Origin of the sequence: Streptomyces catenulae (assembly GCF_000718015.1) — a bacterium.
GTDB classification, from domain to species: domain Bacteria; phylum Actinomycetota; class Actinomycetes; order Streptomycetales; family Streptomycetaceae; genus Streptomyces; species Streptomyces catenulae.
Window position 1 is genome coordinate 163,194 of record NZ_JODY01000005.1, and the last position, 16,016, is coordinate 179,209.

At 73.3% G+C, this 16,016-nt stretch carries 8 protein-coding genes; 4 read left to right on the plus strand and 4 right to left on the minus strand.

Translation table 11 applies throughout. The annotated features are described in order from the left end of the window. Positions 1-20: 20 nt before the first annotated feature. A complete protein-coding gene (locus IF23_RS0107840; protein ID WP_157847980.1) occupies positions 21-1,232 on the minus strand; it encodes a type III PLP-dependent enzyme domain-containing protein in 1,212 nt (403 codons plus the stop codon). 1,243 nt (positions 1,233-2,475) lie between these two features. Here IF23_RS0107840 and IF23_RS34350 point away from each other — a divergent pair. From IF23_RS34350 to thiD, 3 genes are all read left to right on the plus strand, one after another. Further along, complete coding sequence (locus tag IF23_RS34350) at positions 2,476-3,453, plus strand: aspartate/ornithine carbamoyltransferase family protein (RefSeq protein ID WP_051739388.1); 978 nt, start codon at positions 2,476-2,478, stop codon at positions 3,451-3,453. Between the two features lie 73 nt (positions 3,454-3,526). Continuing rightward, positions 3,527-4,534 (plus strand): thymidylate synthase, encoded by a 1,008-nt coding sequence (locus tag IF23_RS0107850; protein ID WP_051739390.1) that lies wholly within the window; start codon positions 3,527-3,529, stop codon positions 4,532-4,534. A gap of 110 nt (positions 4,535-4,644) precedes the next feature. Beyond that, on the plus strand, positions 4,645-5,454 hold the full coding sequence (gene thiD / locus IF23_RS0107855; RefSeq protein ID WP_037677637.1) for a bifunctional hydroxymethylpyrimidine kinase/phosphomethylpyrimidine kinase: 810 nt from the start codon (positions 4,645-4,647) through the stop codon (positions 5,452-5,454). A 19-nt stretch (positions 5,455-5,473) separates the two neighbouring features. Here the strand turns inward: thiD and IF23_RS31010 are convergent, their stop codons facing one another. Next, positions 5,474-6,145 carry a GNAT family N-acetyltransferase gene (locus tag IF23_RS31010; protein ID WP_030281246.1) on the minus strand — a complete coding sequence of 224 codons (672 nt, stop codon included), beginning with the start codon at positions 6,143-6,145 and terminating at the stop codon, positions 5,474-5,476. A 171-nt stretch (positions 6,146-6,316) separates the two neighbouring features. On the opposite strand from IF23_RS31010, the gene IF23_RS0107865 reads away from it, so the two are divergent. Continuing rightward, on the plus strand, positions 6,317-7,303 hold the full coding sequence (locus tag IF23_RS0107865) for a chitinase (protein WP_030281248.1): 987 nt from the start codon (positions 6,317-6,319) through the stop codon (positions 7,301-7,303). Between the two features lie 148 nt (positions 7,304-7,451). On the opposite strand, the gene IF23_RS0107870 is transcribed toward IF23_RS0107865, so the two are convergent. Next, positions 7,452-8,336: a thioesterase II family protein gene (locus IF23_RS0107870; protein ID WP_030281250.1), complete on the minus strand. Its 885-nt coding sequence runs from the start codon at positions 8,334-8,336 to the stop codon at positions 7,452-7,454. Continuing rightward, on the minus strand, positions 8,333-15,907 hold the full coding sequence (locus IF23_RS0107875; protein ID WP_245654927.1) for a type I polyketide synthase: 7,575 nt from the start codon (positions 15,905-15,907) through the stop codon (positions 8,333-8,335). Before IF23_RS0107875 ends, IF23_RS0107870 begins: the two co-directional genes overlap by 4 nt. Positions 15,908-16,016 lie beyond the last annotated feature (109 nt).

Genomic DNA, 16,016 nt, shown 5'->3' on the forward strand with positions numbered 1-16,016 from the left:
GTGCCGACTGACGCCGCGCATCAGGAAGCCCCCCGTTCCCGGACCGTCAGCTCACGGCTGCGACCGGCCTCACGGTCACCGTCCACCACCACTTCCAGCGGCATGGGGTGACAGTGGAACCCCGTCAGGGACGAATGCAGGCCGTACGCGCCCACGTTCGGCACCGTCAGAAGATCCCCGATACGCAGCTCCGGCAGGGAACCGGTGCGCGTCCACAGGTCGAGGGGGTGGCAGAGCGGACCGCTGACGATGTCGTCGCCCCCCTTCGCGGACCGGTGCCCGCCGGGCGCCCGGGGGAACCGGAAGTCGGGGTCGAGGAACGGCTCCTTGCCCAGCCCCGCCATCCCGGCGAGATGGTTCACGCCCGCGTCGAGGACCACCACCCGGCGCCCCTGCGACACCTTCACATCGAGCACCCGGGTCAGCAGACGGCCGCACCCCGCGGTGAGATAGCGGCCCGATTCGAAGACCACGGTGCGCCCGTCGGCCGGGCTGCCGGGCAGTCGCTGCGCCAGAAGGGAGGTCAGCTCCGCCCGGAGCGCGGGGAACCGGGGCAGATCACCCTCCACCGCGTAGGGCGCACCGAATCCGCCGCCGAGGTCCACCGTGGCCAGCCGGAAGCCGAGCCGCGCCTCCACCTCCGCCACGATGTCCAGGCCGTACGCGAAGGTGGCGAGCAGCTTGGCGCCGTCGTGCTGGTTGCTGCCCATGTAGAGGTGGATGCCGGTGGTCGCGACGTGCTCCCGGCCGTGGAAGAGCCGGGGTTCGGCCAGCACCCAGGCGAGGTCGGCACCGAACTGCGACGGCCCGCCCGTCATCGCCAGCCCGACCCCGGCCGGAGGCTCGGGCGGGTTGATCCGCAGCAGGGCGGAGAGCGGGACGCCCCGCACCCGCCCCACATGGTCCAGCTGGTCCAGCGCGTGCGGGGAGTCCACCGAGAAGTGGCGCACCCCCCGCGCCACCGCGAGGCCGACATCGGCGTCCCGTCTGCCCGGACCGGTGTAGAGGATGTCCCCGGCCCGGAATCCGGCCTCCAGGGCGGCGGTCAGCTCACCGGGCGAACTGACCTCCGCGCGGCAGCCGAGCGCGGACAACTGCCGGAGCACGGCCGGATGGGGGTTGGCTTTGAGGGAGTAGAACAGCCCGGCCGATTCGGGCAGGGAATCCCGCAGGAGTCCGTGGGCATGCCGTACGGCAGCCAGGTCGTAGACATAGGCCGGCGTCTCTGGCACATCGGTCGTTCTCATGTTCCCCGTCAAGGTGATTCTCCTGCGGAAAGTGCCTGGAATCCGGTGTCCGCACGCCCGACACCGTTCGGTCGGGCAGGCGCGGTACGGCTCCCGGGCCGCGGCGCGGCACCGGTGTGGCGGAGCGGCGGCGCCTCCCGTCCGGGAGCGCCGTGAATGCCGTCGGTCAAAAGGGCTGGACGGCCCGGCCCACCGCGCAACCGCGGCCAAGGGCACAGGGTGAACCGTCGTGTGGTGGCAGGTTTTCCGCAATCAGGATGGACGCCCCCTTCGCGGGCTGCGCTCTTCGGGAATGCGACAGGAAAGACCCCTGGAAACGCCGTCCAGGGCGGGTGAAGGCATGGCCATATTCCCCGGGAAAAGGGGCGGCCACCGCGGAGCCGATGAACGCGGCTCCTCGTCGGAGAAAAATCTACCGGAGCCCATGACGGTGGCATAGGGCGATTAGAGACACATGAGTTGCTCGCGTGAAGCGGGTGGAGGCATGACGATTCCGGGTCCCCACGGTGCCACCGTGAAGCCTGATTCCGGGGCGGGGGAGCGGGAGAAGGCCGGACGGCGCCCCCGTCGGCGCGGCGGCGGAGCGCGTCGCGGACCGGCCGCGCGGTGTGGCTTGTCTCCGACGGAGGCGACCGTCGGTCCACCCTCCGTCCCCCCTGCGAGCAGGACGTTCCGGCTTCCACCCGGTACTTCGCGCCGCGGATTCCGGGCGTTCGGAGCGCGCGCCTCATGCGTTACGGCCACTCTGCGTCCGGCCCCGGCACCGGTCCGCAGCCGCCACTTCCCACCCGTGCGGACCCCTCGCCCCACGCCTGCCTCAAACCTCATCCGTTCCGCCCAAACAGCAGAAATACAAGGGTCGTATTCTGCGGAGCGGGAAATTCCACAGAGCCCGGGGAAGAGGTGTAAGGGCCGCCGGAACGGTCGTGGAAAGCGCCGGATGAATGACGTGATCACGTCGGCATGGCTTGCTGGCCCCGTGGCGCGTCCATATGCTCACCGACATGACTCCAGGAAGTGTGGCGTCAGTTGACCGCGACCACCCTTATCCGCTTCGCGAGTGAGCGGCGTGGTCGGTCTCATCGGTCTCATCGAATTCTTCGGCGCCTGGACGGCATAATCCGGAGGTATCTCCGTGGTTCATCCCCTGCGACGTGCCTATATCTCGTTTCCTGCCGAGTCGGCCGTTGTCCCCCACCACGATGGCGGGTTCCTTCCTCTGTACGGCTTGGAAGGCGCGTCCATCCTTCAGGTAAACGAGCTGACGCAGACACAGCTCCTCTCCCTCTTCGCCCTGGCGTCGGATCTGGAGACCGGTCGGCGCACCGCTTCCCGGGCACTGGAGGGCGTCATCGTCCTCACCGCGTTCTTCGAACCCAGTACCCGCACACGCCTTTCCTTCGAAAGCGCGGCACACCGGTCGGGCGCCTCCGTCATCAGCGTTCCGGACGGCCGGGTCAGCAGCGTCCACAAAGGGGAGAGTCTCGCCGACACCGGCGTCATGCTGAATTCCTACGCCGATATCGTGGTGCTCCGCCACCCTTCCGGAACCGCCCTGGACGATATCCGCGCCACCCGGCTGAACATTCCCCTCATCAACGGCGGCAACGGCTGCGCGGAACACCCCACCCAGGCGATGGCCGACTGGTACGCCCTGCACAAGCGGTGCGCGGACCGCGACGGCGCCGAGATACCGCTGCGCCCCGGGCGCAGGCGCTCCCTGGGAGTCATCGGGACACCCCGCAGGATGCGGGCGCTGCGCAGCTTCCTGCTGATGGGAGCGGTGCACTTCCCCCATCTCCTGCGGGAGGTGACGGTGGTGTCCGAGGACCCGCAGCCGCTCGACGCCGAGCTGGCGAAGGCGCTGGCCGACGCCTCCCTGCCGGTGGTGTGCACCGCCGATCTCCGGCAGCACGTGGGCCGTTTCGACATCGTCTACCAGAATTCGCTGACCCTGGTCGGCACCGAGTACGAGGTCTTCGACTCGGCCTTCCGCATCGACGGCGACACCCCGCTCAAGCCCGACGCCCTGGTGATGCACCCCCTGGCGCGCCTCTCGGAACTGGGGGCCGATCTGGACGGCACGCCGCACAACCTCTACTTCGATCAGGCCGACGGCGCGGTCTTCGTGCGGCAGGCCCTGCTGCTGGCGGTGGCCGGGCGGCTCGACCGGATCCGCCGGAGCGACCCCGAGGACCTCGGGTGAGGTGGCCGCCGACCGCTCCCCGCACCCCGCCCGCCGTGCCGACGGCCCACGACAGTTCACGAGGAGTTCCCCCGTGCACACCCACCTGAGCTACCCCACCTTCGAAGCCGCCTATCTGGAGAACCTCCTGGCGGCCCGGGACGCGCCCGAATTCGTCAACGCCCCCAGAGGCTTCCACAGCCGGGAGATCCTCGGCGTCTCCTACCGGATCGCGAATCCCCGGGAGAGGATCGTCCGGATCCCCGAACGGAAGCTGAACCTGGTCTTCAACTTCGCCGAATCGCTGTGGTACCTGTCCGGCAGCAACGCACTGGACTTCATCGCGTTCTACGCGCCGTCCATGAAGAAGTACTCCGCGGACGGACAGCGACTGGCCGGAACCGCCTACGGGCCGCGGTTGTTCGGCTTCGGCGGCGCCGGAATCAACCAGTGGGACAGCGTCGCGCGCACCCTCCGGCAGGACGCCGACTCCAAGCGCGCCGTGATGCAGATCTTCGCCCCCGAGGAACTCCTCGTGCCGGGCAACATCGACGTCGCCTGCACCCTCGGGCTCCAGTACATGATCCGCGAGGGCGCGCTGCACGCCGTGTCCTTCATGCGCGCCAACGACGCCTACCGCGGCACCGTGAGCGACGTCTTCTCCTTCACCTTCCTCCAGGAGGTACTGGCCACCCAACTCGGCCTCGACCTGGGCTCGTACACCCACACCGTCGGCTCGTACCACCTCTACCGGCACGACGACACCGTCGCGGACAAGGTCCTCGCCGCACGGACGGAGCAGGTCAGCGCCGAGCCCTTCCCCGCGATGCCGGCGCAGGACAACTGGCCCGCCATCCGTGAGGTCCTGGCCCTGGAGGAGGCGCTGCGGAAGCGGCGGCTGACCCTGGACGCGACCGCCGCCGACGGCCTCGGGCTGGGGAGGTACTGGACCGATGTGGTGATCCTCTTCGCGCTGCACGCCCGCTGGCGCCACGAGGGCACCGTCGACCGGGACCTCCTCGACGTGCTCCACCCGCTGTTCGCCCGCCTCGTCGAGAACCGCTGGGGCATCCACCGCTCGCTGACGTCACCGGCACGGTAGGCGCGCCGCCGTACCCGTACCCGCAGCCCACGCGTACACCGCTCCCGCCCACCCGGGAGCCCGACACCGTCCGCCGAGCGCTCCTCGCGGACGGAAGGGGTCGAACCACCGTGCCAGACAACGCAGCACCTCCCGTGTGCCTCACCATCGGCACCTCCGACTCCGGCGGCGGCGCGGGCATCCAGGGCGACATCAAGGCCCTGGCCTCGGTCGGCTGTTTCACCGCGACGGTCCTGGCCGGTCTGACCGCCCAGAACACCACCGGCGTGCTGAGCCGCCACCCCGTGCCCGTCGACTTCCTGCGCGCCCAGTTCGACGCGGTCCGCGCCGACTTCGACATCCGGGCGGTGAAGGTCGGCACCACCTGGAGCGCGGCGCACCTGCTCGCCATCGCGGAGCTGCTGGCCGACCTCGCGGTGCCCGTCGTCGTGGACCCGGTCATGGTCAGCGCGGCCGGTGGCGCACTGGGCGGCCGGGACGCGCGCGCCGCGCTGATCGAGGCGCTCCTCCCGCTCGCCGACGTCCTGACCCCCAACGTCGCGGAGGCCCGCCTCCTCACCGGCGACGAGACGTCCGGGCCGGGGGAGTTGGCGCAGCGCCTGATCGGTCTGGGTGCCCCGGCCGTCGTCGTGACGTCCGGCGGCGACGGCGAGGACTGGTTCGCCGACGGCCTGACGGCGCTGCGCCTGGACCGCCCGGCCCACCGCACCGGAGCCGAACACGGTGCGGGCTGCGCCCACTCCGCGCTGATCACCGGCCTGCGCGCGCACGGCCTCCCGCTGTCACAGGCGGTCCTGGAGGCGACGGCCCTCGCCTCCGGAGCGGTCCGCGACGGCCTGACGTCGATCGGCCGGGGCGTCCACCCCGTCGACGTCCTCGGCCTCCCGGCCCGCGCACCGGGCCGGGCCACGGCCGTCTGAGAACCCCGCGGGCGGGCCGTCAGGACCCGCCCGCGGCGCCGCCGCCGGGCAGACCGAACCACGGCAGGCACTCCGGCAACCCCGCCACCTGCACGGGAACCGACCGGTACCGCCGCCACCGGTCGGCGGTGAGGCGGAGCCTGCGCAGCTCGACGGGCGCACCGCGGACGGCGTGGCGTTCGATGCCGTCCTCGCGGTAGCCGAGCTTGCGCGAGACCTCCAGCGAGGCCGCGTTGTCCGCGTAGGCACCGGAGACGGCGTGCTGGGCGCCGAGTCCGGCGAAGGCCAGTTGGAGGACGGCCGCGCGCATCTCGGTCCCCAGCCCCTGGCCGTGGTGGGCCCGGCCCAGCCAGGAACCCGTGCCCACCTCACGGCGGACCGCGAAGTCCCGCGCGCCGATGCCCTGCGTCCCCACGACGGTCCCGTCGCGTACGGCGACCAGGTTCAGCTCCCAGTCCTCCGGCCGCCACTCGGCCCAGCAGCGCCAGTGGTACTGCAGGACGTTCCGGGCGCGCTGCTCGGGCTCGGCATCGGTCCATGCCACGGTGAACGGCTGTACCGCCGGGTCGTGCACCCCGTCGGCGGCCGACGACGCCAGCGCGGCGAGATCGTCCGGGTCCGGCGAGCGCAGCTCCAGCCGCGGGGTGGTCAACCGCAGGCCGGCGAGCGGCCAGTGTGTCAGCACAGTCATGAGCAGGGATTCTTCTCGCCCCGGGCCGATGTGACCACCGGATTTCGGCAGGAGGCGCGCCGCGGGGGCCGCTTCCCGCGGCCCGGCCCGTTGTCAACCCTCGGGCCGACGCGGTCCGCCCGTATCTCTGCGTACATTGATCGTTCCCAACTCCCCTGGAAAGGTCTGTTCATGAGTCGATTTCTGATGCGACGGGCGCTGGTCGCGTGCGGCGCGGCGGGTGCGCTGTGTGCCTCGTCCACGGTTGCCGCCCCGGCAGCCCAGGCCGCCGCCCTCCCCGTCGGCATCAACGCGCCCTACCTGTACCTCGGTTGGGGGCACCCGCAGAACCCCGTGAGCGTCATGAAGGCCACGGGCCTCAAGCAGTTCACGCTGTCGTTCATCACCTCCGGCGGTACGTGCAACCCGAAGTGGGACGGCTCCCGTCCCCTGAAGGGAGGGGCGGAGGAGAAGGCCGTCAAGAACATCCGGGCGGCGGGCGGCGATGTCGCCGTCTCCTTCGGCGGCTGGAGCGGCAACAAGCTCGGCATCTCCTGCACCACCCCCACCGCACTCGCCCACGCCTACCAGAAGGTGATCAGCGCCTACCGGCTCAAGGCGATAGACGTCAACATCGAGCATACGGAGGACGACAAGCCCGTCGTCCGCCAGCGCATCGTCGACGCGCTGAAGAAGGTCAAGGCGGCCAACCCCTCCCTGAGGATCTACGTCACCTTCAGCGGCCGGGCCGACGGCCCCGTCCACACCATCCGCGACCTCATCAAGCGGGCCGGTGCGGCGCACCTCCCGGTGACCGGGTGGAACGTCATGGCCTTCAACTTCGACACCCCGCACACCATGGGCACCACCACCATGAAGACGGCCGACGGGGTGAAGAACGCCGTCGCCGCCGCGTACCGGGTGAAGTCCGACACCGCCTACCGCCACATCGGCATCTCGACGATGAACGGCAAGACGGACATGAAGGGGCAGCGCATCAGCGTCCGCAACTTCCGGACGATGCTCGGCTACGCCCAGCGGCACCACCTCGCCCGGTTCACCTTCTGGTCGGTCAACCGCGACCGCTCCTGCACCCGCGGCCTCGACGCGGACTCGTGCAGCGGGGTCAAGCAGGCGCCGTACGAGTACACCAAGGTGGTGGCGCGCTACCACGGCTGATGTGACCGGGGGCCGGTGAGCGGCGCACTCCGTGCCGCCGCACCGGCCCCGCACCCTCCTCCCGCTCCCGCCGCGTACGGCCGGGCAGGCGGGAGGAGGAGGCCGGTTCACGGCGGGAGCGGCCCCGGGACCGGCACCCGGCCGCGGCTCATGAGCGGACCCCGTTCCGCAGCGCGCCGACCGGGCACTCCCCGGCCGAGGAGCCGGGGCCGTCGTCCGGACACACCCACCCGCGCAGGGAGGTGGCGAGGTCGGCGGTGAGCCGGGCGGCGAGGGCCTCGACGTTGTCGAGGGGGTAGGTGTGAGCGCCGGGGAAGAGCCGCGGGGTGGCCGGTTGGCTGCTGAGGTCGTTCCATCCGGCCAACGACTCCGGGGAGATGACGGGGTCGTCCTCGCCTCCGTAGAGGGCGAGTTGGGTGTCGAGCGGTGGTCCCTGGTGGGGCGGGAACTGCAGGGCGAGGAGCAGATCGGCCAGCATCGGAAGCCAGGCGTTGATCAGCCCCCGGGGATCGCCGCCGGGGCCGTGCGGCAGGCGGCCGAAGAGCTTCTCGATCTCCGTCCGCCCGCCGAGCAGGACATCCGGAGCCTTCGCGGTGAAGTCGGGGTGGTGCGGGGCGGCCATGGCGGACAGCGCGAGCAGGGTGGGCGGGCGGTGCCCCTGCCGGGTGAGGCACCGGACGGTCTCCTGGGCGACGAGCGCCCCCACACTGTGCCCGAAGACGGCGTACGGGTGGCCGTCGTCGTCCCGGCGGATGCGTGCGGCGAGGAGCTGTCCGAGGCGGTGCGGGTCGGTGTGCACCGGCGTGCCGGTGGCGCGTCCGCGTCCGGGCAGTTGCAGGGCGTGCACGGCGACCGCGGTCGGCAGATGGGGCACGAAGGTCTGGAAGTAGGGGGCGCTCATCCCCGCGGGCGGCATGCAGTACAGCCGCAGGCGGTGGGGGGCGCCGGTGGCCGGGCGGAGGGCGACGAAGTCCGGTTCGTCGAGGGCGCCGGTGGCGCGGGCCGAACCGGCCGTCGAGCCGTGGACGTTCATGCGTGATCACTCCGCTCCGGGACGGCGGGCGTCCGGGTGGGGTCGGGGGAGTCCTGCTGCCGGATGCGGTGCAGGGCCCGTTCGGCGAGGTCGGGGAGGTGGGCGACGCCCATCAGCTCCAGGGTGGGGATGTCGCAGCCGAGGTGTTGGCGCAGCGCCGTGGAGAGTTCGAGGAACATCAGGGAGTCGATGCCGAGCAGGTTCAGCGGGGCGGTGCGGTCGAGGCGGTCCACGGGGGTGTGCAGGACGGCGGCGGCCAACTCGGCGATCCGGTCCTCGATCAGCGCGAGGGCCTCGTCCGTGCTCACCGTGGCCACCTTGCCGCGCAAGGTGGTGAGGCTGTCGGTGCTCAGATGCCGCGGCGGGAGGAGCGCGCCGGTCCGGGGCGCCTTGAGCCGCGGCAGCGCGCGGCTGATGCTGTCCCAGTCGAAGCGGCCCAGCGCGACGACGGGCCCCGTCCGGGTGGCGAGCAGCCGGTCGAGAGCGGCGAGCGCGTCGGCGGCGCCGACGGGGGCCATACCGTACGAGGCCATCTCGTCGAGGCGCCCGCTGCGGTGCACGTATCCGGCGTCGGCGATGACACCCCACTGCACGGCGAGGGCCGAATCGCCGGACCGGTGCCGGGCCCGGATCAGCGCTTCCATCGCCGCGTTGGCGGCCACATAGGGCGCCTGCTGGATGTTGCCGTCGAGGGCGGCGATGGAACTGTAGGCGAGGAAGAAGTCGGGAGCGTGCTCCGCGGCGAGCGCGGCGAGCGCATGGAGCCCGGTGATCTTGGGGGCGAGGACGGTCTCCAACTGGGCGTCGGTGACATCGGTCAGGGGCGCGTCCGCGAGGACCATGGCGGCGTGCACCACACCGCCCAACCGCCGCCCCCGCAGCGCGGTACGCACCGGGTCGAGGGCGCCGGGCCGGGTGAGGTCGGCGCGGTGCACGGTGACCTCGGCGCCCGCGGCGCGCAGCGCCTCCAGCAGCTCCGGGGCGCCGGGCGTGCGGGTGCCGCGGCGTCCGACGAGATGGAGATGGCGGGCGCCGCGGGCGGCGAGGTGGCGGGCGGTGACGGCGCCGAAGCCCGCCAGGCCACCGGTGACGACATAGGCGGCGTCCGCGTCGAGCGGGCCCGCGGGTGCCGCGCCGACCACCGGCGGCGGGGTGTCGAAACTGATGACGACCTTCCCGATGTGCCGGGCGTGGCGCAGCAGGGCGAGGGCCTCCCCGAAGCGGTGCGCGGGGAACGTGTGATGGGGCACCGGCGTCCAGCGGCCGGTGGCGACGGCTTCGGCCAGCGCCGCGAAGTGGCGCCGCACCACGGGCGCCCGCCGTTCGTGCAGGTCCAGGGTGTCCACGTCGAAGAGCGAGACATTGCGGGCCACGGGCAGCGGTTGGTCCCGCTCCGCGTCGCCGCGGCCCAGCTCCACGAAGCGTCCCTGCGGGGCGAGCAGGCGCAGGCTGCGCAGGCGCGCCTCGCCGGGCAGGGCGCTGAGGACGACATCGACACCGCGCCCGCCGGTCAGGTCCGCGATCTGCTCGGCGAAGTCCAGGGTGCGCGAGTCCAGTACGTGCTCGACGCCCAGCAGGCGCAGCAGACTCCGCTTGGCGGGCGTACCCGCCGTGGCGATGACGCGCGCACCGGCGTGCTGTGCGAGGCGCAGGGCGGCCAACCCGACGCCCCCGGCGGCGGCGTGCACGAGGACGGTGTCGTCCTCGGTGACGTCGGCGCACTGCCGCAGGGCGTGGTGGGCGGTGAGGAACGCGGTGGGCAGGATGGCCGCCGCGGTGAACTCCATGGTGGCGGGGAGCGGGACGACGTGGTCGGCGGATGTGAGGACGTGGGAGGCCAGGGCGGTGTGGGCCATCGCCGCGACACGGTCGCCCGGCGCGAACCGGGTGACGCCGGGGCCGACCGCGGTGACGGTTCCCGCGCAGTCCAGCCCGAGGCCGAGGAAGCCGTGGCGCCGGGCCGCTGCCGGGGCGCCGTCGCCGGTCGCGGTCAGCAGGTCCTGATGGTTCAGCGCCGCGGCGGCGGTCCGGATGAGGACCTCCCCCTCGGCCGGGCGGAGCGCGGGGGTGGCGCGCCAGGTGACGACGGGATGCCGTCCGGGTGCGTCGACGTGGAGCGCGTAGCAGGGCTCGGTTCCGGAGGTGGCCTCGGTGGCGGGCAGCGGGGTGACACGGGTGGCGAAGCGCCCGTGCGGTGTGAGGACCACCTCGTCGTCGACGGACTCCTCGGCGCCGCCCGCCGCGGCGGCGCCGTCCTCCGGATGGTGGAGTTCGTGCAGGAGGTGCCGGAGCGTGGCGTCGTCGCCGGGTTCGGCCAGGGCGATCCGGCGTACGCCCAGCGACGGGTGTTCGTTCGCCAGGCTCCGCGCGGCGCCCCACAGCGGGGCGCCATGGGGCGAGGGCGGCGGGGTCGGGGGTCGCTGACCGTCGGCGTCGACGATCCAGACGCGCAGGCTCCCTCCGTGCGGCTGCGGGCTCCGGGTCCAGGCAAGGGTGAGGTCACGCAGCGCGGCGAGCTGCCGTACGGCGTGGTCGGTGTGGTGCTGCGGCCCGGTTCCGGCGGCCGGTTCGGCGAGCAGCAGCACATCGCTGACCGGTCGCGCGGCCTCGGGGCCGTCCGCCGCCCCGGTCAGCGCGCGGGCCCAGGCGTCGGCATCGCTCCCCGCCGCGAGGTGGTGGACACCGCCGTCGGGGTGTGCGGTGCGCAGCGCCCGGGTCAGCCGGTCCAGCAACGGGCTGGGCGCGTCGGCGGTGGGCGTGCTCAGCAGCCAGGACCGCCGCGTGGCGCCGTCGGGCGCCGTGGCGGCGTCCGGCTGTCGCCCGGCGGTACGGTCCGCCGCCTCGTCGGGTACGGCCGCGGCGTCGCGCTCCGCGACGAGGAGGGAGACATAGGGCCGGTCCGCGGTGGTGGCGTCGTAGTGGCCCGTGGCCGTGAAGCCGCAGTCGGCGAGGAGCCCGGGCCACCGGTCGTAGGGCACCAGCGGGCCGTCGGGCCGGACGCCGTGGTCGGTGGAGAGCCAGAAGGAGTCCAGCAGGCCGAACACCGGCGCCAGCAGTTCCACACTGTGGGTCTCCAGGGCGACCAGATGGCCGCCGTCGGCGAGCAGCGTCGCCATACCGCGCAGGGCGCGGGAGATGTCGCCCGTGGCGTGCAGGATGTTCGCGGCGATGACCAGGTCGTAGGCGCCTGGCTCGAAGCCCTGGGCCACGGGGTCACCACCGGCGTCCAGCACCCGGTGGTCGAGGAAGTCGTAGGCGTGGAAACGTTTCTCGGCGGCGGGGAAGAAGGCGGGGGAGACGTCGGTGAAGGTGTAGTGGACGCGCTCGGGCGGCAGATGGGGCAGGAGCGCCGCGGTGGTGGCGCCGGTGCCCGCGCCGACCTCCAGGATGCGCAGCGGCCGGTCGGCGGGCCAGCCGTCGACGACACCGCGGATCCAGCCGACGAGCGCACGGGTGTGCGGGGCGAAGAAGGTGCTGGCCTCGTAGAACCGTTGGGCGAGCTGGTCGGACTCGGAGAAGAGCAGCTCCAGAGGGTTGGCGTCACCGGTGAGGACATCGGCGAGGCGGCCCCCGCACACACCGTAGGTGAGGGCGGTGACGCTCTGGTCGGGGAAGTCCGCGAGCAGGCGGCCGAACAGTTCCTCCGGGCGCGGCGCGGCCGTCAGGCCCCACGCGCCGGGCCCGGTGGCGGTGAGCACACCGTGGTCGGCGGCTTGGGGCAGCAGCACGCCGAGAAGCTCGGTGTGCCGGGTCTCGACCCCCGCGGCGAAGAGGTCGGCCAGACCGAACGCGGAGTGCTTCGCGGCGGGGAGCAGGTCGCGCAGCGCCTGGGCCGTGAAGTGGGCGCAGACGTCGAGGAGGCGCGGCAGGAGCGCGTCGCTGATCCGGTGCAGCCGCTCCAGGGAGGCGTCGTCCTCCTTGCCGACCAGGTCCGGTAGCGTCTGCGGGGCGGGCAGCGGGCTCCGGCCGGGCGCCGGGGCGCCGGGCAGCGGCGCCGCGCGCAGGACCTCGGTGAGGCGGTCCTGTGCGTCGCCGGGCGCGGTGTCGAAGCGCCGTAGCGCGCAGCCGAGCAGTTCCATGCACACCTCGCCGCCGTCGTCGCACACCGCGATGTCCCACAGGGTGTCGGAGCCGGTGGTGCGGGTGACATGGGTGAAGCCGGAGGAGGGCAGGGGCCGCCAGCTGCGGACGGTGGCGATCCGGGCGGGCAGGAACGGCGCGGGCCGCTCCGCGGTGAACATCAGCGGCAGACAGGTCTGCAGGGCGCCGTCCACCAGCGCGGGGTGGGCGGTGATCCCTGGTTCGGGCCGGAGCGGCGCGGGGAGCGCGTAGCGTGCCACGGCCTCGTCCGGCCCGGTGCGCAGCCGGTCGAGGGGCCGGAACGCCGGTCCGTAGCCGAGACCGGCCTGTCGGGCGGCGGCGTAGTGCTCGGGGGCGGAACGCTCGTGCGGCAGACGGCGTTCGAGGGCGGCGAGGTCGAGACGGGGGCGCTGTGGCCGCAGCAGACTCCGCACCCCGGCGCGGACGTGGTCGGTCCACTCCCCTTCCCCCGTGCGGCTCCGGATGGTGAGCCGACCGTCCCGGGCGAGGTGGGTGGCGAGTTGGACGTCGTCGCCGTCCGTGGGGTCCGTCGGGTCGGTGCTCCGGTCGAGGGTCAGGGCCCGGTCGAGGGAGAGACCGGTGATCTCGACCGGTGCGTCGTGTCGGCTCCGCGCGGCGGCGAGCGCCATCTCCACGAAGCCCGCGGCGGGCCACACGACGGCGTCGGCGACCTGGTGGTCCTCCAGCCACGACAGCCGGTCGGTGTCCGGACGGTGCAGCCAGGTGGCCTCCGGCCCGGGCTGGCGGGAGCCGAGAAGGGGGTGGGCCCCGGTGGTCTCCTCGCCGGAGGCGTCCTCCCGCCACCAGGATGCGTCGCCGTTCCAGTGCCGTTCGAGCTGCCACGCCACCGGCGGCAGGTCGGCCACCGCGCCGGGACGGGGGAAGTGGCGGTCCCAGTCCACCGCCGCCCCGGCGGCGAGGAGGCGCAGAACGGTCTGTTGCACCGCGTCCACCCCGGCGAACGTCCGGGACAGGGTGGGAACGATCGTGCCGGAGGCGGAGGTCCCGGCGGTGGCACGCCGCAGATAGGCGGTCAGGACGGGGTGCGGGCCGATCTCGACCAGGATGTCGCAGGCGGTGTCCCCGGCCGTCAGTTCGGTGGCCGCCTGGTGGAAGCGGACGGGGCGGCGGATGTTGTCCCACCAGTACCCGGCGTCCAGCGCGTCCCCCGTCCCGGCGCGGCCGGTCACCGTGGAGACCATCGGGATACGGAAGGCCCCGGGAGCCAGCGAGCGCAGCGCACCGGCCAGTCGGTCCCGCACGGGATCCATGGCCTTCGTGTGGAAGGCGTAGTCGAGGCGCAGGTCCCGGAAGAAGACGCCGTCGGCGTCGAGCGCGGCGCCGAGGACCGCGAGGTCCTCGTGCGGGCCCGCGACGGTGACGTCCTGGTCGGAGTTGATCGCGGCGATCTCCACACGGCCGTCCAACTCCGCCGCGACGAGCCGCTCCGCGGCGGCGTGCGCGCCCAGCCCCACCGCGGCCATGCCTCCCGAACCCGCGGTGGTGGCCTGGGCGAGGCTGCGGGCGGCGATGACGCGGCAGCTCTGCGCCCGGGTGAGGGCACCGGCACAGTAGGCGGCGGCCACCTCCCCGACGCTGTGCCCCATGACGGCGTGCGGATCGACGCCCCGGGCGGACAGGGCGGCGACCAGCCCCGCCTGGACGGCGAAGAGCAGCGGCTGCGCCACTTCCGTACGGTCCGCACGGCAGGCGTCGGGGCGGGCCAAATCGTCGCGGACGCGCCAACCGAGCAGGGGCTCCAGCTCCTCGCTGACGGCGTCGACCTCGGCGGTGAACGCGGGGTCCCGGTCGAGGAGTTCGGCCCCCATGCCCGTCCACTGCGAGCCGTTCCCGCAGAAGACGAAGCCGATCCGGCCGCCGCCCGCCAGGCGCTCGGTGGCGGTACCGGCGTCCAGCCCGCGTGCCGCCCGGGCGAGGACATCGGCGGCCTCGGCGGGGTCGGTCGCGAAGAAGGCCGTGGCGTGGCGGCGCCGGGTCCGTCGGCGGCATGCGGTGAACGCGGCGTCGTACAGCGCCCCGGGCCCCTGCGCGGGGTCGGCGGCCAGGGCGCGGAAGTGCTCCGCCCAGGACTCCAGGGAGGCGGTCAGCGCCTGGGGGGTGTGCGCGGAGACGACGACCGGCACCGGCCGCGCCGCGGTGCCGATGCCCGGCGCGGCGGTGGCGGCCCGGTCCGGCGCCGCCGCCGGGGCAGGCGGTGCGGCCAGGACGGCGTGCGCGTTGGCGCCGCCGATACCGAAGGAGTTGACGCCGACCACGATGGGCCCGCTGCCGGTGACGGGGCGGGCGGCGAGCACCGGCTGCAGCCCGAGGCGGTCGAAGTCGATCTTCGGGTTGGGGGGATCGGCGTGCAGCGTGCCCGGTATGGACCGGGACGCGATCACGACCAACGACTTCAGCACCCCCGCCATCCCGGCCGCCGCCTCCAGGTGCCCGAGGTTGGACTTGACCGAACCGATCGGCAGCGGGGCGCCGGAGCGTCGGCTGCCGAGCACCTCTCCCAGCGCCGCGCACTCGACGGGGTCGCCGACCAGGGTGCCGGTGCCGTGCGCCTCCACGTAGGACAGATCGCGCGGGTCGACACCGGCGGTGGCGTACACCCGGCGCAGCAGCGCGGCCTGGGTGCGGGAACTCGGCGCGGAGAGGCCCACGGTGCGGCCGTCGGAGTTGAGCGCGGTGGCCAGGATGGTGGCGTGCACCCGGTCGCCGTCGGCCAGCGCGGCGGCCAAGGGCTTCAGGACCAGCATCACGGCACCCTCGGACCGGACGAAGCCGTCGGCCGCGGCCCCGAAGGGATGGCAGCGCCCCGTCGGCGAGACCACTCCGGCCTGCGCGAAGCCGATGAAGGGGCCCGGCGACAGCATCAGGTTCGCCGCGCCCGCCAGGGCGAGCGGGCTGCGGCCGGAGCGCAGCTGCTCACACGCCTGGTGCAGCGCGGTCAGGCCGGAGGAACAGGCGGTGTCCACGGCGCTGGACGGACCGGTCAGATCCAGTTCGTACGAGACCCGGTTGGCCGTGATCGACAGGAAGCCGCCGGTCGTGGTGTACGGATTGCTCGAACGCAGGCGGCGCGCCTGCAGGTCGGCGTAGTCGTGGGTGGAGACACCGGTGACGACGGCGGTCTCGCTCCCGGCCAGGGCGTCGATGTCGAGGGCGGCGTCGTCGAGGGCCTCGACCGCGCAGGCGAGCAGCAGCCGTTGCTGCGGGTCGATACGGGACGCCTCCTTGGGGGCGATGCCGAAGTACGAGGTGTCGAAGCCGGTGACGTCCGCCTCGGGCAGGAATCCGCCCGCGGTGGAGGGGAACGTGCCGGGCTTTCCCGGGCGGCGGGTGTGGTGGGCGCCGATGTCGAAGCGGTCCGGGGGCATGGTGCCGACCAGGTCGCGCCCTTCGCGTAGGGCGTGACCGAGCTGGTCCAGCCGGTGGATGCCGCCCGGCAGACGCAGACCCACCCCGATCACCGCCACCGCGTCGGCGGGCGGCGGGGCGGGGTCGGAGGCGGCGGGGGAGTGTCCACGGCGCTGGACGGACCGGTCAGATCCAGTTCGTACGAGACCCGGT

Bases quoted from the DNA above. Each gene is read 5' to 3' on its own strand.
- IF23_RS0107865 (WP_030281248.1), top strand. From the start codon at position 6,317: ATGAGTCGATTTCTGATGCGACGGGCGCTGGTCGCGTGCGGCGCGGCG.
- IF23_RS31010 (WP_030281246.1), bottom strand. From the start codon at position 6,145: ATGACTGTGCTGACACACTGGCCGCTCGCCGGCCTGCGGTTGACCACC.
- IF23_RS0107870 (WP_030281250.1), bottom strand. From the start codon at position 8,336: ATGAACGTCCACGGCTCGACGGCCGGTTCGGCCCGCGCCACCGGCGCC.